This window comes from Bifidobacterium sp. LH_449, from assembly GCF_056356755.1.
On the sequence record NZ_JBKEUV010000001.1, the window covers coordinates 230,580 to 254,039 of the forward strand.

22 protein-coding genes are annotated in these 23,460 nt (G+C 60.7%); 4 read left to right on the forward strand and 18 right to left on the reverse strand.

The window, feature by feature from the left end:
- Nucleotides 1-16: 16 nt before the first annotated feature.
- The 3 genes from AC1AX7_RS00945 to AC1AX7_RS00955 all read right to left on the reverse strand — a co-directional run bounded on the left by AC1AX7_RS00945 (nucleotide 17) and on the right by AC1AX7_RS00955 (nucleotide 3,148).
- Nucleotides 17-973 (reverse strand): ABC transporter permease, encoded by a 957-nt coding sequence (locus AC1AX7_RS00945; protein WP_476508229.1) that lies wholly within the window; start codon nucleotides 971-973, stop codon nucleotides 17-19.
- 19 nt (nucleotides 974-992) lie between these two features.
- Nucleotides 993-1,976, reverse strand: coding sequence for an ABC transporter permease (locus AC1AX7_RS00950; protein WP_476508230.1), 984 nt, complete (start codon nucleotides 1,974-1,976; stop codon nucleotides 993-995).
- A gap of 212 nt (nucleotides 1,977-2,188) precedes the next feature.
- Nucleotides 2,189-3,148 carry a tyrosine recombinase XerC gene (locus AC1AX7_RS00955; protein WP_476508231.1) on the reverse strand — a complete coding sequence of 320 codons (960 nt, stop codon included), beginning with the start codon at nucleotides 3,146-3,148 and terminating at the stop codon, nucleotides 2,189-2,191.
- 258 nt (nucleotides 3,149-3,406) lie between these two features.
- On the opposite strand from AC1AX7_RS00955, the gene AC1AX7_RS00960 reads away from it, so the two are divergent.
- Nucleotides 3,407-3,664: a DUF6725 family protein gene (locus AC1AX7_RS00960; protein ID WP_476508232.1), complete on the forward strand. Its 258-nt coding sequence runs from the start codon at nucleotides 3,407-3,409 to the stop codon at nucleotides 3,662-3,664.
- Between the two features lie 198 nt (nucleotides 3,665-3,862).
- Here AC1AX7_RS00960 and AC1AX7_RS00965 read toward each other — a convergent pair whose 3' ends face one another.
- The 14 genes from AC1AX7_RS00965 to AC1AX7_RS01030 all read right to left on the reverse strand — a co-directional run bounded on the left by AC1AX7_RS00965 (nucleotide 3,863) and on the right by AC1AX7_RS01030 (nucleotide 19,282).
- Nucleotides 3,863-4,930 (reverse strand): prephenate dehydrogenase, encoded by a 1,068-nt coding sequence (locus AC1AX7_RS00965; protein WP_476508233.1) that lies wholly within the window; start codon nucleotides 4,928-4,930, stop codon nucleotides 3,863-3,865.
- On the reverse strand, nucleotides 4,924-5,994 hold the full coding sequence (locus AC1AX7_RS00970) for a prephenate dehydratase (RefSeq protein WP_476508234.1): 1,071 nt from the start codon (nucleotides 5,992-5,994) through the stop codon (nucleotides 4,924-4,926). The genes AC1AX7_RS00965 and AC1AX7_RS00970 overlap by 7 nt, the downstream gene beginning before the upstream one ends.
- Nucleotides 5,991-6,614 carry an alcohol dehydrogenase gene (locus AC1AX7_RS00975; protein ID WP_476508235.1) on the reverse strand — a complete coding sequence of 208 codons (624 nt, stop codon included), beginning with the start codon at nucleotides 6,612-6,614 and terminating at the stop codon, nucleotides 5,991-5,993. The genes AC1AX7_RS00970 and AC1AX7_RS00975 overlap by 4 nt, the downstream gene beginning before the upstream one ends.
- A gap of 191 nt (nucleotides 6,615-6,805) precedes the next feature.
- Nucleotides 6,806-8,734 carry a translational GTPase TypA gene (gene typA / locus AC1AX7_RS00980; protein WP_476508236.1) on the reverse strand — a complete coding sequence of 643 codons (1,929 nt, stop codon included), beginning with the start codon at nucleotides 8,732-8,734 and terminating at the stop codon, nucleotides 6,806-6,808.
- A 153-nt stretch (nucleotides 8,735-8,887) separates the two neighbouring features.
- Nucleotides 8,888-10,258: an MFS transporter gene (locus AC1AX7_RS00985; RefSeq protein ID WP_476508237.1), complete on the reverse strand. Its 1,371-nt coding sequence runs from the start codon at nucleotides 10,256-10,258 to the stop codon at nucleotides 8,888-8,890.
- A 109-nt stretch (nucleotides 10,259-10,367) separates the two neighbouring features.
- The gene (locus tag AC1AX7_RS00990) at nucleotides 10,368-11,198 is read right to left on the reverse strand and encodes an NUDIX hydrolase (protein ID WP_476508238.1); all 831 of its coding nucleotides are present in this window, start codon (nucleotides 11,196-11,198) and stop codon (nucleotides 10,368-10,370) included.
- 107 nt (nucleotides 11,199-11,305) lie between these two features.
- Complete coding sequence (gene scpB / locus AC1AX7_RS00995) at nucleotides 11,306-11,998, reverse strand: SMC-Scp complex subunit ScpB (protein WP_476508392.1); 693 nt, start codon at nucleotides 11,996-11,998, stop codon at nucleotides 11,306-11,308.
- A 14-nt stretch (nucleotides 11,999-12,012) separates the two neighbouring features.
- Nucleotides 12,013-12,876, reverse strand: coding sequence for a segregation and condensation protein A (locus AC1AX7_RS01000; RefSeq protein ID WP_476508239.1), 864 nt, complete (start codon nucleotides 12,874-12,876; stop codon nucleotides 12,013-12,015).
- Nucleotides 12,877-13,740 carry a ParA family protein gene (locus AC1AX7_RS01005; RefSeq protein ID WP_476508240.1) on the reverse strand — a complete coding sequence of 288 codons (864 nt, stop codon included), beginning with the start codon at nucleotides 13,738-13,740 and terminating at the stop codon, nucleotides 12,877-12,879.
- Nucleotides 13,741-13,958: 218 nt separating this feature from the next.
- A complete protein-coding gene (gene xerD / locus AC1AX7_RS01010; RefSeq protein ID WP_476508393.1) occupies nucleotides 13,959-14,969 on the reverse strand; it encodes a site-specific tyrosine recombinase XerD in 1,011 nt (336 codons plus the stop codon).
- 787 nt (nucleotides 14,970-15,756) lie between these two features.
- Nucleotides 15,757-16,140: a 50S ribosomal protein L20 gene (gene rplT / locus AC1AX7_RS01015; RefSeq protein ID WP_476508241.1), complete on the reverse strand. Its 384-nt coding sequence runs from the start codon at nucleotides 16,138-16,140 to the stop codon at nucleotides 15,757-15,759.
- A 55-nt stretch (nucleotides 16,141-16,195) separates the two neighbouring features.
- Nucleotides 16,196-16,390, reverse strand: a complete 195-nt coding sequence (rpmI, locus tag AC1AX7_RS01020) for a 50S ribosomal protein L35 (RefSeq protein ID WP_476508242.1) — start codon at nucleotides 16,388-16,390, stop codon at nucleotides 16,196-16,198.
- 41 nt (nucleotides 16,391-16,431) lie between these two features.
- Entirely contained in the window at nucleotides 16,432-17,115 is a 684-nt protein-coding gene (infC, locus tag AC1AX7_RS01025; protein WP_476508243.1) for a translation initiation factor IF-3, read from the reverse strand.
- A gap of 394 nt (nucleotides 17,116-17,509) precedes the next feature.
- Nucleotides 17,510-19,282: a spermidine synthase gene (locus AC1AX7_RS01030; protein ID WP_476508244.1), complete on the reverse strand. Its 1,773-nt coding sequence runs from the start codon at nucleotides 19,280-19,282 to the stop codon at nucleotides 17,510-17,512.
- A 136-nt stretch (nucleotides 19,283-19,418) separates the two neighbouring features.
- Here AC1AX7_RS01030 and AC1AX7_RS01035 point away from each other — a divergent pair, with 136 nt between their 5' ends.
- The 3 genes from AC1AX7_RS01035 to ybaK all read left to right on the forward strand — a co-directional run bounded on the left by AC1AX7_RS01035 (nucleotide 19,419) and on the right by ybaK (nucleotide 22,166).
- Complete coding sequence (locus tag AC1AX7_RS01035; protein WP_476508245.1) at nucleotides 19,419-20,192, forward strand: thiamine diphosphokinase; 774 nt, start codon at nucleotides 19,419-19,421, stop codon at nucleotides 20,190-20,192.
- Nucleotides 20,193-20,428: 236 nt separating this feature from the next.
- Nucleotides 20,429-21,487 (forward strand): type I glyceraldehyde-3-phosphate dehydrogenase, encoded by a 1,059-nt coding sequence (gene gap, locus AC1AX7_RS01040; RefSeq protein WP_476508246.1) that lies wholly within the window; start codon nucleotides 20,429-20,431, stop codon nucleotides 21,485-21,487.
- 178 nt (nucleotides 21,488-21,665) lie between these two features.
- Entirely contained in the window at nucleotides 21,666-22,166 is a 501-nt protein-coding gene (gene ybaK / locus AC1AX7_RS01045; RefSeq protein ID WP_476508247.1) for a Cys-tRNA(Pro) deacylase, read from the forward strand.
- A gap of 121 nt (nucleotides 22,167-22,287) precedes the next feature.
- On the opposite strand, the gene ispH is transcribed toward ybaK, so the two are convergent.
- The gene (gene ispH, locus AC1AX7_RS01050; RefSeq protein ID WP_476508248.1) at nucleotides 22,288-23,448 is read right to left on the reverse strand and encodes a 4-hydroxy-3-methylbut-2-enyl diphosphate reductase; all 1,161 of its coding nucleotides are present in this window, start codon (nucleotides 23,446-23,448) and stop codon (nucleotides 22,288-22,290) included.
- Between the last annotated feature and the right edge of the window lie 12 nt (nucleotides 23,449-23,460).

The following is a 23,460-nucleotide window of genomic DNA, read 5'->3' on the forward strand; positions in this document are numbered from 1 at the left end:
GTCGTCTTTCTGAACATCAGGCGGATACCTGTCCGCTTGCTGCGGAGTTCGGGTCGAGTGCGTCACGCAGGCCGTCGCCGATCAGCTGCAGGCTGAAGGTCAGCAAGATCAGGACGATGGACGGGAAGATAACGATCCACGAAGCCGTTTGCGTGGTGGTGGCGCCAGTCTGCAGGATGGAGCCGAGCGAAACGTCCGGCGGCTTGATGCCGACGCCGAGGTACGACAGTGCGGTTTCGGAAGCGATGGCGTTCACGATGCCGAGCACGGTGTTGACGATGATCATCGAAGCGAGGTTCGGAACAAGGTGACGGATGATGACCTTGAAGGAGCCGACGCCCATGAAGCGCGCAGCCTTGATGTAATCGCGTTCGCGCAACGACAGGGTCATGGTACGGATGATTCGCGCATAGCCGACCCAGCCGAAGGCGGCAAGGCCGATGACCAGCCAGATCCAGCCGGAGGTGGACTTGGCGGCGCGCACGATCATGGCCACCAGCAGGAAGCTCGGGATGACCAGCAGCGTATCGAGGATCCACATGCCGACGCGTTCGACCCAACCGCCGAAGAAGGCGATGGCGGTGCCGTAGATGGCGGCGATCGTCATGATGATCAACGAGGTAAGCAGACCGATCAGCATGGACTTGCCCAAGCCGTGGGAGACCATGGCGAACAGATCAAGACCGCCCGGATCGGTGCCGAAATAATGGGATGCGCTCGGCGGATCGGAAATAGACAGGAAGTCCGGATCGTCATAGGCCCACTTGGTGAAATTGCCGCCGAACAATGCGAACAGCAGCAGGATGGCGAACAGGACCACGCCGGCCACGGCGGACTTCTGACGGAAGAAGCGTCGTGCGATCAGCGTGCCGTAGCTCAGGTGCTTGACTTCGCCGGATTCACCGCCGTTCGCGTCCTGACGGATTTCATCAGCGATCTGAAGCGCCTCTGCATTGGTATTTGCGTCACTCAATGTGATACTCCCCTCTCACTCAGCTCATCTTGATGCGCGGATCGAGCCACGCGGAGAAGATGTCGGCCAGCAGTGCGCCGATCAGCGTGCAGGCGCCGCCGAATGCGGCGATGGCGACCGAGGCGTTGATGTCGTTGTTGTTGATGGCGGTGATGAAGTACTTACCCATACCGTTGATGGCGAAAATCGATTCGGTGATGACCGCGCCGGTGAACACCGAGGAAATGGAGAAGGCCACGTTCACGCCGGTCGGAATCAGGGAAGCACGCAACGCGTGACGGCGCACGGCCTGCTTGCGGGTCAGGCCCTTCATACGTGCCGTACGCACATAATCGGCGTGCATTTCGTCGAGCAGATAGGTGCGCTGCGTCAAATGGTAGCTCACCATGCCCAGCAATGTCAGCGACAGCGTCGGCAGAATCAGATGTTGCAATGTATCGCCAAGGACCATCAGTATGTTACTGCCCTTGTAACTCGACAGACCGGTGACATAGAACAGGCGGAAACCGAGCGCATCGTTGATGGAGATGGCGGTGAGCACGATGATCAGAGCCAGAACCGCGGACGGGATGACCAGGAACAGTGTGGAAGTGGCGCTGAAGAAGCGATCCTGCCACTTGTACTGACGCTGTGCGGTATAGATGCCCAAGGCCACACCAAGCACGATGGACAGGATGGTGGAAATGGTCACCAGTTGGATGGAGGCGAGGATACGCGGTCCCAATGCGCCGTTGACGGATTCCAGCGACGGGGACAGACCCCAGTCCCACTTGGTGACGATGCTGGTCAGCCAATTCCAATAGCGGACGAAAATCGACGTGTGATCGTTGATGTTCGCCAGATCGAGCGTACGCTCAATGGATGCCTGCGGCGGGCGCGGAGTACGAGACTCATAGTTCGAGCGAGGACTCATGAACGACGATGCCATGAAGTAGGTGAATGAAATCGCTACAAACAGCATGACCACATAGTTCGCGAGGCGCTTGGCAATGAATTTCAGCATAGAGCCTTGGCCATCCTTCCTCCTTGTACCAGTGATGGTTGCGGTTGCTCTTACCGATATATGGTCGTTGCAAGCCGACTCGTTATAAAGACTTTCATATGTTAGCCGCAAGGGGCACCAAATTCGAACCGTATACCGCTACGAGTCAAGACACATCGCAAAATTATCACATAATGAACATTAAATGTTCGAATATTAAAATTTTGAAGCGTTCAGGCGCGCGGAAACGCCAAACCATACCGTGCCTTCAACTGTTCGACCGACACGTGCGTATAGCGCTGCGTCGTTTTGAGCGACGAATGTCCCAACATTTCCTGCACTTCGCGCAAATCGGCGCCGCCATCCAACATATGCGTGGCCGCACTATGCCGCAAGGCATGCGGGCCGATATCAGGAACGCCGGAAGCGCGCGCATGCTCATGCACAATATCGCGCACGACACGCTGGTCAATCCGCGCTCCCCTGGCGCCAACGAAAAGCGCATCGCCAGCCGACTTGGTCGCCACATGCGAACGTCCTAAATCAATCCACTGCTGTAATGCCGAAGCTGCGGGCGCTCCGAACGGCACAACACGCTGCTTATTGCCTTTACCCGTCACCTTCACCGTGTGATTATCAAAATTGACGTCGCCGACATCAAGACCAACCAACTCCCCCACACGAATCCCCGTCGCATACAGCAATTCCAACATCGCGGCATCGCGCAATCGCACTGCCGACTCCTTTATATATGCGCCATTATGCTGCGCGGCTTTCTGCGAGCGCGCAGCAGCGGTGAGGCCGCCAGCGTTATGTGCGTCCTCTTCGGCGCGGTCCATCAAATGCGAGGCCTGCTCCTCATTTAATACAGCCGGCAGCGTATCGGGAATTTTCGGCGTCATCAATGTGCAGGCAGGATCCGAAGCGATCACATCATGTTCATGACACCATGCGAAAAATCCGCGGACGGCCACCGTTTTACGCGCCATACTGCTGCGCGCATGCGAGCGCGAAGCCGCCGCCATCCAGGCACGCAGATCTTCGATCGTCACTTCGTCAAGCGATTCGACACCCATCCGCGCCAGCGCCTGCAAACATTCGACGATATCCGATTCGTAGGCTTTGCGCGTGTTGTCGCTTAATCCGCGGTTCGCTTTGAGATACAGCAGGTAATCATTCACATGCGATTGCATGAACGCGCTCCCCTCTTGTGACGGCCATGCTGGCGCGGCGACGACTTATGCCGCGCACACGATGCGTGCTGCGACATCGTATACGCGCGGAAGTGAAAACCCATGAATTCCGCGACCTCAGGCGTACCATATACATTAAATCGCAATTGAGACGGCGCGTCATCCGTCGAGTCGGCAGCGGCGCCGGCGAACGATTGAGTCGAACGGCTTTATGCCATGGCCGCCCCTGGCATACAACCAAACGATGAAGGAGGCAATATGACAAGGCTGCCCAATGAAATTCCGACAGGCGCACGCATCGTCGTCAGAACATGCGATGGCATCGATCCGGTCGATAATCGCATGAAATTCCGCGATTATGTGGGGCATGTGCTGTCGTGGGACGGCGAAACCCTTGATATGATGCGCGATGCGACGCCGGACGGCAGGCGCCCGGAACAGCGCGTCAAAATCAATGCGGATTCCGTCGTCACATTGAAACCGGTACCGGAACGCCGTTTCCCGCAGCCGGCATGACGGTCGGCGTAATACGAATCGAGGGCAACCGTCATATGCGGTTGCCCTCGACGTTTCGCGCGCAGTATTGCGTTTTGCTTTATATATGTGTTTGCTGCTTTGTGTATTTGTGACTGAATGCCGGCGATTGATTGTCTGCGTCTGATTTCTTGTGGCGTGTGCTTGTAATTGCGGTCACATATGTGCACATATGTACTGTTACAGCGCGGATGTGACACGCACTTCGAATTCGTGGTCGCTGCGGATCGCCATAACGTGTTCGCCGCGCAAGGCGGATTGCAATAACGTCTGCTGCCAGCCGTCGACAGGGACATGCAAGACGTGATTGCTTTCCGTTCGACTGGGCGATTCCTGCGATTGCTGAGAGGCAGGCGCGTGCGTGGCTTGCTTGTACGCGCGGAAGGGGTCGCCGTGGGAAAAGAATTCCAGCCATTCGGGCGACACGCCGCCGGTATCACGCATATTATGCAGCATGTCGGCTGCAGCGGTCAGACGCGAGGCCATATTGCGCAATAGCGCTTCCACATTCACTGAATCCTCTTCGATCATCGCGCGCGTACGATCGGGGTCGGTCAATGCGACGCGCGTCATATCACGCCAGGACCCTGCGGCGAGCGCGGCGGAGACATTGCGCTGCGGCGCGTCGACGAGCTCGTTGATCATCGCCGTCGAAACGGCGTGCGGCATATGCGAAATCAATGCTGCGGCCTCGTCGTGTGTGGCGTCGTCGAGCACGATGATTCGATTGCCGACATTGCCTACGATCATGCGCGCCACGGCAAGGAAACGTTGATACGCGGTGTGCCCGTCAACCGTCAACGCCCAAAGCGCATCGTCGTACAGTGCGGGGTCGGCTGCCGCCCAGCCGGAAAGCTCGTTGCCCGCCATCGGATGCGCACCGACATAGCAATCCGCCAATCCCGCCGCCTTGACCTGCTCGCGCACCATGCCTTTGACGCTGCCGACATCGGTAAGCGTTGTTGTATTGCGATTGATCACCGTCGACAGACGCTGCAGTATATCGGGCATCGCCTTAAGCGGATTGCACAGGACGATGATATCGGGATTTGCCTGGGCCAATGCTTCCAACGTCGGCATACAAGTGATGCCAGCCTGCTCGGCGGATTCGTAGGGGCGCGGATTATGATTCCACGCCAGCACCCGGCAGGCACGACCGGTGAGACGACGTGCCAGTGAACCGCCAATCAGGCCAAGACCGACAATACCGACGGTGGTTGTATTATCGCCGTTTACGACTTCTACCACAGCAATTCCCTTCTCACTTCCGCCGCATTCCCCCAGAATGCTTCATCCTGCGGCGCACTATTCAATCGCACGCCTCCCTCGGGCAGCATCCACGCGTCAACCGGCGGATTCGGTCGTTCGCGACGCGGATACACGGCCAATGTCTTCACCCAATCGCCGTGTTCGACGATTTCGATGATCGCATCACGGAAGCGGGATTCCCATGGCGCGGCATCGACGGTGGCGATGAAACTGTACGTGCCGTCATGGCCTTTGATCGGGCGAGAAATGAAACTGGTCATATTGAGACCTCGGTCGCGCAATACGTCCAACAGATTCGCCAAGACGCCTGGACCTGTGACCAACGGAATGAATGTGATCACCGACTCATATTCGTTGACGGTGGAAGCATCACCGGCGCAGGGCTGTGCAGCGGATTGCGCTTGCGATGCGGACTGTGTCGCATCGCGCATGCGATGCAGTATTGCAGCGGCTTCGTCGCGTCGCGCCAGTACCAGAAATTCCGTGTGGCCGCCGGAATAATCCTGTACGGCTGATCCCACACGATGCAAACCATACAAATCACCGCAGATTGCGGGGCCGAGCGCCACCTGACCGGGTTGTATATCGCGGCATGCGGCCGCATTCGACGAAGCCGGCTCCGGCTGTAGATTATGCTCGGCGGCGAAACGGCGGCATTGCGCCAGACCATGCGAATGCGCGGTGATTTGCGTGCACTCCTCCAGCTTCTGACCGGGAAGGATGAACGCGTCGAAATCCACGTTCACGGCGACGCGCGCGAAACCGACGGCGTCGGGCGCGTCGATCAGCATGTCCAGATTCGGCACGACATAGCCTTCGACGTTGTTCTCCCAAGCGACCACTCCCCAGCCGTCACCCTGCTGGACGGCTTGCATGATGGAAGGAACGTCAGAAGCAGCAATCGGTTCGATGGCACTGTTTGCGGCATCGTCGGCATCAACGTTTGAAGCGACCAACTGCGCAAGCATTTCCGCCGCGTTCACGGCGGCCTGATGCGTAAACGTGCCTCGAGGCCCCAAATAATACAATTTGCGTGCGCTCATCGTGCGGCCTCCACATCTGCTGCGGTGTTATCAAGCAGCGCAGCATCGCTTTGGGCGGCGTCATCTCGCGTCATACCAGCATTACTGTGCGACATATCATCATCCGCATCATCTGCATCATCCGGCGTATCCGTTTTCTGTATTGCAACGTTTTCGCGCGGCTGCATCGCAAACCAGCGGGACGGCAACATCGTCATGATCACTTGCACAATAGTGACGCCAAACAACCATATATATGCGGCATACTCGCTGAAAAACGGCAACGGAATGGTGAATCCGATCGGCAGCATCACATCGCCGCCCGGGCCACGCATCGCCATCATCCACACCGCGCCTGATGAAGCGATCAAATGCAAGCCGATGCCGATCACACCGCTGCGCGAACGCGCGCACCATGCGGAAAGGCCGACAATCAGGAAAGCCAACACAAGACCATACGGAATATTCTGTGCGGCGCCCATACGGTGCGCCGCCGTGCCGATAATGCCGACGGCAATGCCGCTTAACACCGTAATCAGCATTTTGACGCCGACGCTCTGCCGATGCGACCACGGCAACAATGCAAGGTCGGACTGCTGTTGGCTATTGTTCTGTTGATTATCGGAAGGCGGCAAAGTCATAGCCCCCAGTATGCCACAATCATTCGTCGGTCTTACAAACTCTTCCAAACCGTCATATCAGTACTGATATGACACAACCGGCCCCCAAACCACCCCCAAAACCGTCATAACAGTACTGATGTGACGAATGTGAGCAATCAGGGAGATGCAAAACGGCCCCGTCAGCGGGATACTGGCGAGGCCGGTTGGTATTACTTGGCGTTCTGGGCGTTCTGGCGACGCTGCTTGGCGCGCCACTTGTACCATTCTTCGCGGTTGAGGATGATCTTGCGCACGCGGATGGATTCCGGCGTGACTTCCACGCACTCGTCTTCGTTGGCGAAGTCGAGCGACTCTTCAAGGCTCATCTTGATCGGCGGGGTCAGGGTTTCCAGCACGTCGGCGGTGGAGGAGCGCATATTGGTCATGTGCTTGGCCAGCGTGATGTTCACATCCAGCTCTTCCGGCTTGTTGTTCACGCCGACGACCTGGCCTTCATACACCGGGGACTGCGGTTCGACGAAGAAGTTGCCGCGGGCCTGCAGACGCTGCATGGCGTACGGGGTTGCGACGCCCTTACGATCGCAGACCATGGAGCCGTTCTGACGGATCGTGATCTGGCCGGCCCACGGAGCGTAGCCGGCGGAGATGGAGGATGCGATGCCGGTGCCGCGGGTTGCGGACAGCAGTGCGGTACGGAAGCCGATCAGGCCGCGGCTCGGCACGGTGAACTGCAGACGGACCCAACCGGAACCGTGGTTGGACATGCCTTCCATACGGCCCTTGCGGTCGGCCATCAACTGGGTGACGGTGCCCATGTACTCGTCCGGCACGTCGATGGTGGTGCTTTCCATCGGCTCGCACAGTTCGCCGTCGATGGTCTTGGTAACGACCTGCGGGCGGCCGACGGTCAGTTCATAACCTTCACGGCGCATCTGCTCGGCGAGCACGGCCAGGGCCAGTTCGCCACGGCCCTGCACTTCCCAAGCGTCTGGACGCTCGGTCGGCAGCACCTTGATGGACACGTTACCGATGAGCTCGCGGTCGAGACGATCCTTGATCATGCGGGCGGTGAGCTTGTGGTCCTTGCCTTCGGTGCCGGCCAGCGGAGAATCGTTGATGCCGAAGGTCATGGAGATGGCCGGATCATCCACGTGAATCAGCGGCAGCGGACGCGGGTCGGCCGGGTCGACGATGGTTTCGCCGATCATGATGTCGTTCACGCCGGCGACGGCGACGATGTCGCCCGGGCCTGCGGATTCGACCGGGGTGCGTTCCAGACCCTGCGTGCGCAGCAGCTCGGAGACGCGGAAGTTTTCAATGGAGCCGTCCACGCGGGACAGGCCGTAGGTCTTGCCCTTTTCCAGCGTGCCATTGTAAATGCGGACCAGGCCCAGACGGCCAAGGAAGTCGGAGGAGTCGATGTTGGCGACGTGGGCCTGCAGCGGCGAATCCTCGTCGTATTCCGGGGCGGGAATGTTGGAGATGATGGAGTCGAACAGCGGTTCCAGATTGTCATTGTCCGGCAGTCCACCGTTGGCCGGCTGGTTGACGGAAGCGTAACCGGCCTTGGCGGCGCAGTAGATCACCGGCAGGTCAAGCAGGGAGTCCAGATCCAGGTCAATGCCTTCTTCGATGACGTCCTGCGCCAGGCCCAGCAGCAGGTCGGAGGCTTCGCCGACGACCTCTTCGATACGGGCGTCCGGACGGTCCACCTTGTTGACGCACAGGATGACCGGCAGCTTGGCTTCGAGGGCCTTGCGCAACACGAAACGGGTCTGCGGCAGCGGGCCTTCGGAGGCGTCGACGAGCAGCACGACGCCGTCGACCATGGAGATGCCGCGTTCGACTTCACCGCCGAAATCGGCGTGGCCCGGGGTGTCGATGATGTTGAGGGTGATGCCTTCCGGATGGCCGTACTTTTCGGCCAGCGGGCCGCTGTACTGCACGGCCGTGTTCTTGGCGAGAATGGTGATGCCCTTCTCGCGTTCCAGATCGTTGGAATCCATCACACGATCCGGGACCTCCTCGCGTTCGTTGAACACGTGGGACTGCTGGAGCATCGCGTTCACCAGCGTGGTCTTGCCGTGATCGACGTGCGCCACAATAGCTACATTTCGGATATCACCGCGAACCGCCATCGAAACCTCTCTTAATCGATTGTTGCGTAATTTGTGTCAATGTCCATACGGGAATGATGTGCTGAACCTGTACCTACACACAAACCGACATAAGCATAGCGACATGCGTTGACGGGCGCCGCCTATGAACGGCGACGCCCGTCAACGTCGACATCAGTCCTCCAGTTCGAGGCCCTTGCGCTCAGGCAGGCACAATGCCGCCACGCAGGCGAGGATGAAGGCCACGGCGAACACGACGAACGCGATGGTCTTGTCGCCGCCGGAAATTCCCAGGAACCATGGCATCATCAGCGGCGCGATGATGGCGGCGATACGGCCCACTGCGGCGGCGGCGCCGGCGGCCGCGCCACGCAGGCGGGTCGGGTAGATCTCCGGCGTCACAGCGTACAGCACGCCCCACGCGCCCAGATTCGACGCGCTCAACAGCATGCCGAACACGAGCACCATCGCCACGGAGCCGGCCTGCGAGAACGCGAAGGCGGCCACCGCGGAGACTGCGAGGAAGATGCTCAGGGTCTTCCGGCGTCCCCAGATCTCCACCAGCCATGCGGCCAGGAAGTAGCCGGGCAGCTGGGCGATGGAAATGGCGAGCGTATAGCCGAAGGACTTGGTGAGGGACCCGAACTGGTCAGCCAACAGGCTCGGCATCCACGTGAACGCGCCGTAATAGGAGAAATTGACGAAGAACCAGGTCGCCCAGATCGCGATGGTGCGGGCCAGATATTTGTTGCCGAACAGTTCGCGGACGCCGATCTTCGGCAGCGCCGCACCCTTCGGCGATTCGACGGGGGCCACGCCGCCGGCGGCTTCGAAGTATCGCACGGCCCGTTCGGCCTCCTCGTCGCGTCCCTTCGCTTCGAGGAAGCGCACGGATTCGGGAATATGGATGCGTGTGACGATGGCGTACAGCAACGGCAGCGCGCCGATGGCGAGCGCCCAGCGCCAGCCCCAGTCGCCGGTGTTCGGGATGACGAAGTAGCCGATCATGGCGGCGATGATCCAGCCGACCGCCCAGAAGGATTCGAGGAGCACGGTCATGCGGCCGCGTTGTTTGGTCGGTGAGAATTCGGAGACGAGCGTCGATGCGACGGGCAGTTCCGCGCCGAGGCCCAGTCCGATGATCAGTCGTGCGCCGAGCAGCATGCCGAGCGACCAGGACAGGGCCATTGCGCCGTTGGCGACGCCGAAGATGATGAGCGTAGCCGTGAAGACCGTCTTACGCCCGACGCGGTCGGCGATGCAGCCGCCGAGCGCCGCGCCGATGGCCATGCCGACGAAGCCGATGGACAGCACCCAGGATTTTTCGGTGTCGGTGAGGTTGAAATGCGGGTCGACGGCGATTGCCGCGACGACGAAGGATACGAGGCCGACGTCCATGGCGTCGAAGGCCCAGCCGATGCCGGATGCGGCGAGCAGCTTGCGATGCGCTTTGTTGAACGGCAGCCTGTCGAGGCGTTCGTTGCGGGTCAGCCGCTGCGGGGCGGCCTGTGCGGCTTGCGCCGCTTGTGTCGATGACTGTGCCATCATCATTCCTTCTCTTGACTGTGGCCGTGGTGTTGCGCGGCTATGACGATGACGCACGAGTTTGAGTCGATTATGGGATTGGCGTTGCGCGCGGCGCGGATGGACGCGTTTACGGCATCAGCGGGCTCATCGCATCGTCGATATGCGACTGGCCGGCGCCGCCGTCGGTCGACGGATTCGCATGCCCGCTTGGATCCGCCGGATTGGCCGGCGTTTCCTCCCGGAAAGGCTTCCAGGCGGTGGCGCTTTGCTTTGCCGGCGCATACCTGTAGACGCAGGCCGGGCGCGATTTGCCTTCGCGCAGTTTTTCGCCGGTTTCCTCCAGTTCGCCTGATGCGAGCATTTTGCGGCGGAAGTTGGCCAGGTCGATGGTCTGTCCGGTGATCGCTTCGTACACGCCGTGGAGTTGGCGCAGCGTGAAGGTTTCACCGACGAGCCTGGTCGCGATATCGGGATATTCGATGCGCGTACGCAGCCGCTGCAGCGCGTAGTCGACGATCTGCCTGTGGTCGAAGGCCAGTTCGGGCAATTCGTCTTCCGGGAACCATGCGACATTGTCGCTTTGCGTGAAGTCTTCGGCTTCGGCCCGGCCGACCAGCGCCCAATATACGACGGACACCATGGGCAGTCCGCCGTGCGAACGGCCGGGATCCCCGAAGGTGTACAGCTGTTCGAGATATTTCGGATGCAGTTCGGTTGTCGATTCCAATGCCTGAAAAGCGGATTCCTCCAATGAGCGATCCGCCCGCAGTCTGCCGCCCGGCAGCGCCCAGGCGCCCAGGAAGGGCTGCCTGACCCGTTTGACCAGCGGCATCCAAAGACGCCCGCGCCCGGACGGCTTGCCGCCGTCCGAGGCTCCCGGTTCCAACGCCAAAATGACCACGGAGACGCCGACTTCCGGCGATTGCGCGCGTCGTTCCGAAACGTTGCCGAATACCATGGCTCCCCTTCCGTCATCAGGCATCACTCGTGTCGTCAGGCACGAGTGTACCACTTATAGTCAACATGACTAAAAGTCGTGCGCGTCATGCGGACGCACACGCCGGATCAGGCCGCCGGATCGGCCTCGACGCCGTCCAAGGCAGGCATGAACGGCGCCAGATCCGGCAGGTCGTCCAGCGAACGCAATCCCATCTTCTCCAAAAACAGGTCGGATGTCGCCAGCAGCGTCGCATGCGAATCGGCGTCATGGCCGTCCTCGCGAATCAGCCCGCGAATCATCAGCGTGCGGATCACGCCATCCGAATTGACGCCGCGAATCGACGCGACCTGCGCACGCGTCACCGGCTGCCTGTAGGCGATGATCGCCAACGATTCCAACGCCGCCTGACTCAACGTCGTCTGACCGCCCTCCGCCGCGAACAGCGACGCGACATCCTCATATTCGGCGCGGCTTGTCAGACGCCACCCCTTCGGCATCTGACGCAGCGCGAAACCACGCGCGCGCACGCCGCGAGCGGCATCGCCGTCATACTCGTCCTGCAGGCGGAGCAGGACGCTTTGCACAAGCCGCGCATCCGCATCCAACACCTGCGCGAATTCCTGCGCGTCGACCGGCCTGTCCGCCACCATCAGCACCGCTTCAACGCGCGCGGCGAGGTCGTCGAAACCATCCGGCTCAGTCGCAAAATCCGCATCATCCGAATCATTCAAATCCGCCAAATCAGTCAACGCATTCGAATCATTCGGCCCCTCAGCCCGCATATCGGCGGGCCCCACGGTCTCATCCATATCCTGCATCCTCGTATCCGCCATCAAAACCGCATCTCCCCCACATCCAGATCGTCAGACTGCGCCCAATCCGTCTCTTCCCAACGCAAATGCAGGCCGGCGAACGGGCCGTCCTGCCGAAAACGCAGCACGCCCTGCTTGAAGAACGCCAACACCGCCAGAAAGCGCGCGACGACTTCGGCCTGATCGGCGGCGTCTTCGACCAGCTGATCGAACGTCATCGAATCGCCGCCGTCAAGTTCACGCAAACGTTCACGTACGACACGCGCCTGCTCGCGCAGATCGGCAAGCGGCACGTGAAGCTGCCCCAGCGGCATGCGCGTCCGTGACGGCGACGAAGACAACGCCTTTGCGGCCAGCAGCGCCAGATCAAGAGGCGAAGCCTTCCACACCAGTTCAGGCAGCGGCCGGTCCTGCCGCCATTCATTGGAGGCGGGATGCACGAACCAGCCGCCGTTGGCCTGGATGCGGGCGTTGAAATCCGAAGCCGCCTGCTTGAAGGCGCGGTATTGCAGCAGCCTTGCGAACAGCAGGTCGCGTTCACGCAGCGCGTCGGCGGCATTCGTGTCCTGGCCGTCGTCCGCGGAGGGCAGCAGCATCACGCTTTTCGCCTCCACCAGCACCGATGCGACATCGATGAAGGCGCTGGCCTCATCCATATTGCGCGAAGCGTCAAGACCGCGCACATAATCCAGAAAATCCTCGGTGATCGCGGACAGCGCGACCTGGGAGACGTCAAGGCGACGCTCCGCGATCAGCGACAGCAGCACATCGAACGGCCCCGAATAGACGTCCAGATCGACGTTGAAGCCGGCGCTGTCGTATTGTTCGGCATTGTTGGCGTTGCCGTCAACGTGAACATCGACGGACGGGAAACGTTGCGTCATTCAGGCGATCACACCTTCTGCGATCAGCTCGCGCGCCACCTCGCGATATTCCTTCGCGGTCTTGTGATTCGGCGCATAGATCGTGATCGGAGCGGCGGCGACCGTGGAATCCGGCAACTTGATCGAACGCGAGATCACCGAATGGAACACCTTGCCCTGGAACGCCTCATAGATGCGCTGCAACACCTCTTCGCAATGCAATGTGCGCGTAAACATCGTCACCAGCACGCCATAGACCTTCAGCCCCGGATTGATGCGCATCTGCACCTTCTCGATCGACTGCATCAGCAAGGCCACGCCACGCAGCGCGAAGAATTCGGCGGCGACCGGAATGATGACGCCGTCGGCGGCGGTCAGCGCGTTCACCGTCAGCAGGCCCAGCGACGGCTGGCAGTCGACGATGATGACATCGTATTCGTCACGCACCTGACGCAGCACGCTGGCAAGCACCTGCTCGCGGCCGACTTCGGTGACCAGCTGCACTTCGGCGGCGGAAAGATCGATATTGGCCGGCATGATGTCGAGGTTCTCGAAATCGGTGTGATGAATCACCTCATGCACGTCCATGCGCGGGTTGAACAGCGCGGTGTATACGGTGTCCTCCACGGTATTCGCATTGATGCCAAGTCCTACAGTGGCGGCGCCCTGCGGGTCGAAGTCGACGATCAGCACGCGACGGCCATACTGGCTCAGCGCGCCGGCGATGTTGATGGAGCTGGTGGTCTTGCCGACGCCGCCCTTCTGGTTGCACATGGCGATGACCCGCGCCGGCCCGTGCTGATGCAACGGCTCCGGAGCGGGAAACGTTTCATAATCACGTCCAAGCAAATCCGTAGGCATACCGTCAACCTTACCAATATCCATGTCTCGCAACGGGCTGAAGAAAGCCGTGTCGGAAAGGTATTCCACCGTTTATTCCCCGATAAACGGACTCGCTTTCCTCCACCGCGTCAAACGCCCCGCCATGCGACATTCAATCATACTGTACTTCGCGCGTAAAGCGACCGCCGTGTTCCGCATATTCTCCGGGCGTATCCGACATCGTTCACGGCCGCGTCTCGCCCGCGCTCCATCCGTTTCGCTCAGCGGGCGCGTGGATGGGCCGTCAGATAGGTTTCGATAAGACCTTCGGGGCTGACATGCGTATAGATCTGCGTCGTCGTCACAGAGGCGTGGCCGAGCAGTTCCTGCACCGTACGCACGTCGGCGCCGCCCTGGATCAGGTGCGTGGCGAATGAATGGCGCAGCGTGTGGGGATGCAGCGGCTTATCGATATGCGCACGCTCTCCGGCCGCGCGAATGATCTCCCACACGGACTGCCTCGACAGGCGTCTGCCGCGTTTATTGAGGAAGACAGCGCGCCGCTCATGCGTCGTTTTCGTTTTGTTTTCGAGTATGCCGCGCCCCTGTTCAAGATAGCTGCGCAATGCCGCGATCGCATAGCCGCCCACCGGCACCAGACGCTGCTTCGAGCCTTTGCCGGTAAGCCGCACAATCCGCTCGTCGAAATCGATGTCGTTCAAATCGACGCCGACCGCCTCCGATACGCGCGAGCCTGTCGCATACATGAATTCCAGCAGCGCCTTGTCGCGCAGCATCACCGCATATTCGGCATCCGAAATCGCTGCGGCGACACCGTCAGCGGCATCACCACCGGCGGCCTCGCCGTCGCCGTCGATGGCGCACGGCAAAGGCGTCGCCGCATCCAACAATCGCCCCACTTCATCGATCGTCAGCACATCAGGCAGCGTATCGCCGCCTTTCGGCGCCTTCACATGTGCGGACACGTCATCGTCGACGACCTGCTCGGATAGCGCGAACCTGTGGAATGCGTGCAGGCTCGCCAGTCGCCGCGCCTTGCTGCGCGCGCTCTCCCCCGCATCGTCCAATGCGGCCACATATGATTCCACATCGGACGTCGCCACGTCGCGAAGATCGTCGATGCCGCTTGCCCGCAGCCATTCAAGATAACGTTTCAGGTCGGATTCATAGGCGGATACCGTCGCCTTGGACAGGCCGCGTTCCACGTCGATATGCGCGAGGAACTGCGTCAGCAGGCGGCCGAGCGAGTCATTCAATCCGTCATGAGGCATGGGACGAGTATACGCATGCAGGCTGGCCACACGAAAATACCGGGCTGCAAGCTGCCGCAAGGCGAACAGGCTGACGTAGAGCCGGCATACGGCTGGCACAGGCGGACACATGGCTGACATAAGGCTGGCGCAGGCGGACACATGGCTTACGCAAGGCTGGCGCAGAGCTGACGCAAGACCAACGCAGTCCGACCAAGCCGACCAAGCCGACCAAGCCGACCAAGCCGACCAAGCCAACCAAGCCAGCACCGCCTGACCAGTCCGGCCCCTGCTGACACTTTTGACCGCAACACGCCGATGACAGCGACCAAAAGCGTCAGACGACAGAAAGCCAACACGGAATGCGGCCATCAGATTGACACTTTTGACCGCAACACGCCGCAAACAGCAGCCAAAAGCGTCAGAGGAAAGGAAACCCAACACAGAATGCAACCTCAGATTGACACTATTGACCGCAACACGCCGCAAACTGCGACCAAAAGCGTCAGAAGAAGGACACGAAGCATTTGACAGGACCAGAGCACACACAGAAAAAACCACATGATTGACGCTTTTGACCGCAACACGCCGATGAGCGCGGCCAAAAGCGTCAGAGAGGGGAAGACAGAAGAAAAACGGCGGAAAGGACAAGCGGAAAGGACAAGAGGAAAGGTGGCAGGTGAGGATGGGCGGGGATATGAAAATCCCGGGTCCTTTTGCAGGGATCCCGGGATTGTGCAGTTAGTGACTTTGCAGTCTCGCGAGCTTTACAGCCTTATGCCTTGTGCGGTCCTTAAGGCTGTAGGACTCAGGCTTCGACCGGAGCGTTCACGTCAGCCGGCAGAGCGGCCTTGGCTTCGGCGACGATGGCCTTGAAGGTTTCCGGATCGGAAACGGCCAGCTCGGCGAGAGCGCGGCGATCCAGTTCGATGCCGGCGAGACGCAGGCCCTGCATGAAGCGGTTGTAGGTGATGCCTTCGGCGCGGACGGCAGCGTTGATGCGCTGGATCCACAGCTTGCGGAAGTCGCCCTTGCGAGCCTTACGGTCGCGGAAGTTATAGGTAAAGGAGTGAAGCAGCTGTTCCTTGGCCTTGCGGTACAGGCGAGAACGCTGACCGCGGTAACCGGAAGCGCGTTCCAGAACAACGCGACGCTTCTTGTGGGCATTCACTGCGCGCTTGACACGTGCCATAATCTATTTCCTCAGCTTTCTATTAACGTCTGATTGTCGACTCACCGCAAACGGTTCAGCGGCCGAGCAGGCCCTTCATGCGCTTGACCTGGTTCGGTGCGAGCACCTCATCGGCCTTCAGAGCGCGACGCTTGCGAGCGGACTTGTGCTCGAGGTTGTGACGCATGCCGGAGCCAGCGTGCACAAGCTTGCCGGAGCCAGTGACGCGGATGCGCTTGGAAGCGGCGGAATTGGTTTTCATCTTCGGCATTGCTGCCCTCCTTGTTTGTTACTTCTGTTCGGAAGTCATACTTATTCGGCTTCGACGCCGGCCACTGCGGCCTTCGCTTCGGCCGCGGCCTGTGCCTGAGCCTCCTGCTTGGCGGCCAGACGAGCGGCCTGGCGAGCCTGGCGTTCCGCACGGGACTGATCGCCGCGACGGCGCTGCTCGGACTGGGTGTGCACCTTCTTGCCCTTCGGCGCAAGCGTCATGATGATGTTGCGGCCTTCCTGCTTCGGCGCGAATTCGACGGTGCCGTATTCCTGCACTTCGTCGGCGAGACGGCGCAGCAGTTCGACGCCGCCGATCGGACGGGACTGTTCGCGGCCGCGCAGCATGATGGTGACCTTGACCTTGTCGCCACCGCTCAGGAAGCGCACGACGTGGCCCTTCTTCACTTCGAAGTCGTGGTCGTCGATCTTCAGACGGAAACGGATTTCCTTGATTTCGGCCGTGCTCTGGTTGCGGCGGGCTTCACGGGCCTTGATCTTCTCGTTGTACTTGAACTTGCCGTAATCGATGAGCTTGGCGACCGGAGGCTTCGCGTTGGGCGCCACCTCGACGAGATCGAGGTTCGCTTCCTTGGCCAGGTTCAGTGCGACGGAAGTCGCGATGACTCCCACCTGCTCGCCGTTCGGACCGATCAGGCGTACCTGGGAGACGCGAATCTCGTCGTTAATGCGTGGTTCGTCGCTGATGATGACTCCAATCCTCATAAGTTCTCTCGGCGGGACCCGGACGGACGTCTTACGAATGCTTCGAATTCACGGCAACACAACATTATGCGGACCTTCATGATCCCCGCATCACGCAATGCAACGTCATGTACGACGTTCTTGTTCGATTCCGGCCGTAAGGCATGAATATGAATCGAAAAGGCTGTTGCCTTGAACCCGAAGCCCTGAAAGGCTTCCAGGTGGGGTTGCCCCGCTTTCTTGATTTCTCAAGCCTTGTAGATATTACCACACGCCCGGACCTTGGCGTGTCGCCTTGCACGCCGCCATCCGAGCCCCGCAGCGTTCACGCCATTCATGCCACCCGCAGCATCCACCGCACCCGCTGCATCCACCGCATCCACAGCATCCGACGGCGGCATCGCTCGCATCGTCTTTACTGCACCGCCTTCAGCAATCCGGCAATGCCCTCCGTTTTCAGGATCTCACGATACGGCCCCGCCTGTTCGGCGATCAGCTGATCGATGGCGCGCATGCCCAGCACCTCAACCGGCGCCTTGTCGTCGGTCAGCACCGTCGAATGCCCGTCGATATCATCGACCGACGTAAAACGGGCGGCCACGTCGCGCAACGCATCCCCCAGCTCGTAGCTGCCGGTGCGTTCCAATGTGACGCCGTACAATGCCGAGGCCTCCGTCGAAGCGAGCGCGCCGGCAGAACCGGCAGAACCAACAGAACCGGCAGCGCCGCCAGCCACGTCATCGCCCGGCTTCTTCGCGAACAATTCGCGGTTCGTCGTATTCGGCACATCCGCCGTCGCCACCGCATCCCGCCCGAACACCGACACGATGGTGTCGGTCAGCGCCTCGTTGATGGACCCCTCGCCGTCGGAGATCATGTTCATATTGACCACCATGACGCCGCCCGGATTCAGATGCTCGCGCACCATCGTGAAGAATTCCGTCGAACTCATCTGGAAAGGAATCGTGATGTCCTGATACGCGTCGACCATGATCACGTCATAGGTGTCGTCGCTTGCCGCCAGCCAGGCGCGGCCGTCATATGTGCTCACCTGGATGTCGTCGGGCTCGTCGAAATATTCGCCCGCCAGCTGCGTGATCTTCTCGTCGATTTCCACGCCGGTCACTTCCATGTCCGGATAATACTGGCGCAATTGGCGCGCATACGTGCCCGTGCCCATGCCCAGGATCAGGGCGGTGTCGGCATGGTCGGCCAATGCGGGCGCCGCCAGCGCGGTGTCGTAATACATGCCCGTCAATCCGGGATCCTTCATCGTCACCGATTGCACGCCGAACAGCACGTTGGTCGACAGAATCGTCCGGTCGGGCAGATTCCTGACCTGCAGATAGTTGTAGATCGACTCCCCCTCATACGCAATCGTGGAGCCGTTCTCCCAGAACGCGAAGCCCGTCATGGGCGACAGGCAGCCTGAAATCACGAAGATGACGGCCGCGGCCGCGCAGGAGACCCGGCGGATCCTCGCGGAAAGGAAATACACGATCGGCAATGCCAGCAGCAGGCCGGAGAAGATGAGGAAGGTCACGAAAGTGCCGACGGCCGGAATCGTGACGAAGGTCGGCAGAAAGGTGCCGAGAATCGAGCCGACCGTATTGCATGCGGACAGGCGGCCCACGACGGAGGCGTTGTCTTCCAGCGAGTCGGTCGCGAATTTGTTCAGTCCCGGCGTGACCGTGCCCAGCAGGAACAGCGGCGGCACGAAGATGACCATGCAGCTGATGAAGGCCGCGATGATCAGGAAGTTCGTCGAAACGGTCACGATCAGCAGGCCTGAGACAAGGATGATGATGTATTTGCCGACAAGCGGGATCAGCGCGATCCACACGCCCGCGATAAGGATGCGGCCGTACAGCTTGTCGGGATTCGGGTTTTTGTCGGCCCAGCGACCGCCGAAGACCGCGCCCAATGCGAGCGCGATCATGATGGTGCCGATGATGATGGTCCAGACGATCTGCGAGCTCGAAAAATAGGGGGCCAGCAGTCGGGAGGCGCCGAGTTCCGCGGCCATGACGGCCATGCCGGAGAAGAATTCCGTGATGTACAGGAACGCTTTCGAACGCAGGATCGGCCGCGCCGCCACGGCGTCCGCGGCCGTAGCTTCGCAGGACGCCGCATTCGCAGGCGCCGCAGCGTCTTCGCCCTGTGTTTTCCGATTGTCGCCCGTTTCCATATCTTCCGCCTTCCCTGCCATGACGTCGCATAAGGCATCGCCTATCGCATCCTTCCGATGTGCACTATACCGGTTTCCCGGCTGGAATCGGCGATATGACCACCCGGATGGATCCGCGAACCTATACTTGGCTGGTATGACAGATTCCTGCACGAATTGCGTGATTTTCGCAGCCGGCGAATACTATGACGAAACGCCGTGCATTCCCGAGGACGCCTATGTGATCGCGGCGGACGGCGGATTCGACCATGCCCGCGAATACGGCATTGACGTCGACGTCGTCGTCGGCGATTTCGATTCGATCGGCAGCCGGCAGTCCGCGTACGGCACGCGCACGATCGTGTTGCCGCCGGAAAAGGACGATCCCGACCTGTTGTCGGCGTTGAAGATCGGTTGGGCGCAGGGCGCGCGCGTCTTCCATATCCACGGCGCGCTGGGCGGGCGCATCGACCATACGATTTCGAATATTCAGCTGATGGCGTTGCTGGCGCAGCATGGCGGGACAGGGTTCCTGCATGGCGATCATGAGATCGTGACCGCGCTGTGTGACGGCGAGATGCGGTTTGCCGCCAATACGGTGGCGCCGGGACGCATGGTGTCGGTATTCGCCCATGATCGCGACGCCTTCGGCGTTTGCGAGGCCGGTTTGAAATACGAGCTTGATGATGCGACGATGAGCAATGTGCAGGTCAATGGCGTCAGCAATGAATTCCTTCACGATACGCCGGCTCTGATCGGCGTGCGCGAGGGGACGCTGATCGTCACGTTCCCCAGTGAGGCGCCGCTGCCCGCGATCACGCATCGGCATGCGTTTACCGGGGATCTGGGCGTTCTGCCGACGCGGACGTCGGCGGCTTTGTCGCGATCATGGAGGAAGGAACGGCAGGGACAGGCCGCGATGCCGGAATGACGGATGATTCCCGGCAAGCCATCCTGAATGCCTCATCCGAAAATCGTCATCAGAAAATCATCGAAAACAGCCGGAAAACAATGTGAGCGCTCACGCAAATACGGGCCGCAACACGGGAAACACCCCGCGAAACGTTGCCCGAAGTACAGGTAGCGCACTAAAGTATGGATTGTTGGTAACAAATGGCCTCAATGCGTCATCCGACGCGCGAGGTCGGATCCCTAAGGGAGAACTACATGACAGTTAAGATTGGTATCAACGGCTTCGGTCGTATCGGTCGTCTCGCTTTCCGTCGCATCTTCGAACTGCAGCAGAAGGGCGGCCAGGCCGGCGACATCGAAGTCACCGCCATCAACGATCTGACTTCGCCTTCGGCCCTCGCCTACCTGCTGAAGTACGACAGCACCCATGGCACCTTCAAGCATGTCGACGGCACCCCGGTCGAGGTTTCCGCCACCGACTCCGCCATCGTGGTGGACGGCAAGGAATACCCGGTGTACGCCGAGCCGGATGCGAACAACATCCCGTGGGTCAAGAACGACGGCGTCGAGTTCGTGCTCGAATGCACCGGCTTCTACACCTCCGCCGAGAAGTCCCAGGCTCACCTGAACGCCGGCGCCAAGAAGGTCCTGATCTCCGCTCCGGCCAAGGACGCCACCACCCCGACCGTCGTGTACGGCGTGAACCACGAAATCCTGAAGGCTGAAGACAACATCGTCTCCGCCGGCTCCTGCACCACCAACTCCATGGCCGCCATGGTCAAGCTGCTGAACGACAACTGGGGCATCAAGGTCGGCTTCATGACCACCGTGCACGCCTACACCGGCACCCAGATGATCCTCGACGGCCCGCGCGGCAAGAAGAACGGCCGCGACCTGCGCGCCGCCGCAGTCAACACCATTCCGCACTCCACCGGTGCCGCCAAGGCCATCGGCAAGGTCGTGCCGGAAGTCAACGGCAAGCTGCAGGGCCATGCCCAGCGCATCCAGGTTCCGGACGGCTCCATCACCGAGCTGACCACCGTTCTGGAGAAGCCGGCCACCGCCGACGAGATCAACGCCGCCTTCAAGGCCGCTTTCGCTGATTGCGAATACTACGGCTACAACGAGGATGGCATCGTCTCCGGCGACATCGTCGGCGACACCCACGGTGGCGTCTTCGATCCGACCCAGACCGACGTCAACGAAGTGGACGGCACCACCATGGTCCGCACCGTTGCCTTCTACGACAACGAGTACGGCTTCACCTCCAACATGGTGCGTACGCTGATGTACTTCGCCGAGATCTCCGAGTGAATCTGCTGATTCCCACGGCAATCTAGCGTCAGGGGCTTCACGGGTGACCGTGGAGCCCTTTTTCATGCCGATCCTCCCTTCGGCGGATCCGGGGAACGGACCGAAACAGGGACCGCAAGCCGCATGTGCAGGCGGCGCAACGGGCGCAGGAAACATCTGCGGCCTATGATGGGGGCTTATGGCTAAGAAAAAGAAGGGCGCAGGCTCGACTCCGGCGACGGTCGAGCTGGAGAGGGCCGGCATCGAGTTCACCGTATACGAATACGAGCATTCCAATGACCATATGGATGACGGCTATGGCGTCGAAGCCGCCACGAAACTGGGATTCGACGAGCATCAGGTATTCAAGACGCTGATGGCCGACACCGGTGGGGAGCGTGTGGTCGGAGTCGTTCCGGTCAGCGGGCACATGGATCTGAAGGCGCTGGCCGCGGCGGTCGGCGCGAAGAAGGCCGCCATGGCCGATCCGAAAGTGGCGATGCGCGAATCCGGCTATGTGGTTGGCGGCATCTCCCCTCTCGGCCAGCGCACCAAACATAGGACGGTGCTCGACGAAAGCGCGCTGCGGTTCGACACGATCCTGGTGTCGGGCGGCAAGCGAGGCTTCTCCATCGGCATCAGCCCCGACGATCTGCTGAAGGTGCTGGACGGCATCGCCGCACCCATCGGCACCTGGTGACCCGTGGGCCACTGATCCGTGGGACCACGGCAACGATCGATCATCCTGCCGAAAACGTCGAAGAGGCTTGGGACGGCCGCGTATCAGCCGTTCCAGGCCTCTTCTCGCATACAATGAAGGATCAGCGGCGCAATTCCGCCGGCAATACGAAATGCATGTTCTCTTTGATCGTTTCGACAATGGATGTGCGCTCGTATCCCCACCGCTTCAACGTATTGATGACGCCAGCCACCAGTTCGTCCGGCACCGACGCCCCCGACGAGACGCCGACGGTCTCGGCTCCTTCGAACCAGGCAGGATCCAATTCGGACGCGTCGTCGACGCGATATGCGCGCCCGCAGGCCCCGGGCCGTGCTGCAGCGGAGGCTTCAGCCGGCATATCGGCAGGGCTGCCGGCAGCCGCGGTCTCGTCGCCGGCAGCGGCCACTCCAGCGGCATCCGCGGCGACGTCCGCGACATCGTCAGAGACATCATCAGCGACTTCGGCGGCGCCAGCCACCTCGGCAGGCGCGGACGCGTCGGCGAATCGGGCGTTCAATCCTTCCTGCGCGACCTCCATCAATCGCACGGAATTCGACGAATTCGCAGACCCCACGATCACGACGCAATCGGAGCGTTCGGCCACCAATTTGACCGCCGCCTGCCGATTCGACGTCGCATAGCAGATGTCGGAGTTCGGCGGCATCCGCAGCCACGGGAAACGCGCCCGCAATGCGGCGATCGTGTCCGCGGTCTCGTCGACGCTCAACGTCGTCTGCGTGAGCAGCACCAGTTTCGTCGATTCGTCAAAATCAAGCGCGCTCACATCGCCGGCATGTTCGATCAGATGCACATGCTCCGGCGACTCCCCCACCACGCCGACGGCCTCGTCATGGCCTTTATGGCCGATATAGATGATCTCGTAGCCTTCGCGCACGAATCGAAGCACTTCGCGATGCACTTTGCTGACCAGCGGGCAGGTCGCATCGACGATATGCATGCCCCTGGCATCGGCCTGCGCGCGGATTTCAGGAGAGACGCCGTGCGCGGAGAACACGATCGGGATGCCCGCGGCGACGGCCTCATCGGGGATCTCGTCCAGCTCCTCGACGAATACGGCGCCCTGCCCGGCAAGATCCTGCACGACATGGCGATTGTGCACGATCTGCCGGCGCACGTATACCGGCGGCAGACCGTCCGGCCGTGAGGCGCCGGCTGTTTTGAGGATCGTCTGCACGGTCAGGATCGCGCGGTCCACGCCGGCGCAGAAGCCGCGTGGATCGGCCAGAATGATGCTGCCCATCGGTCGTCCTTT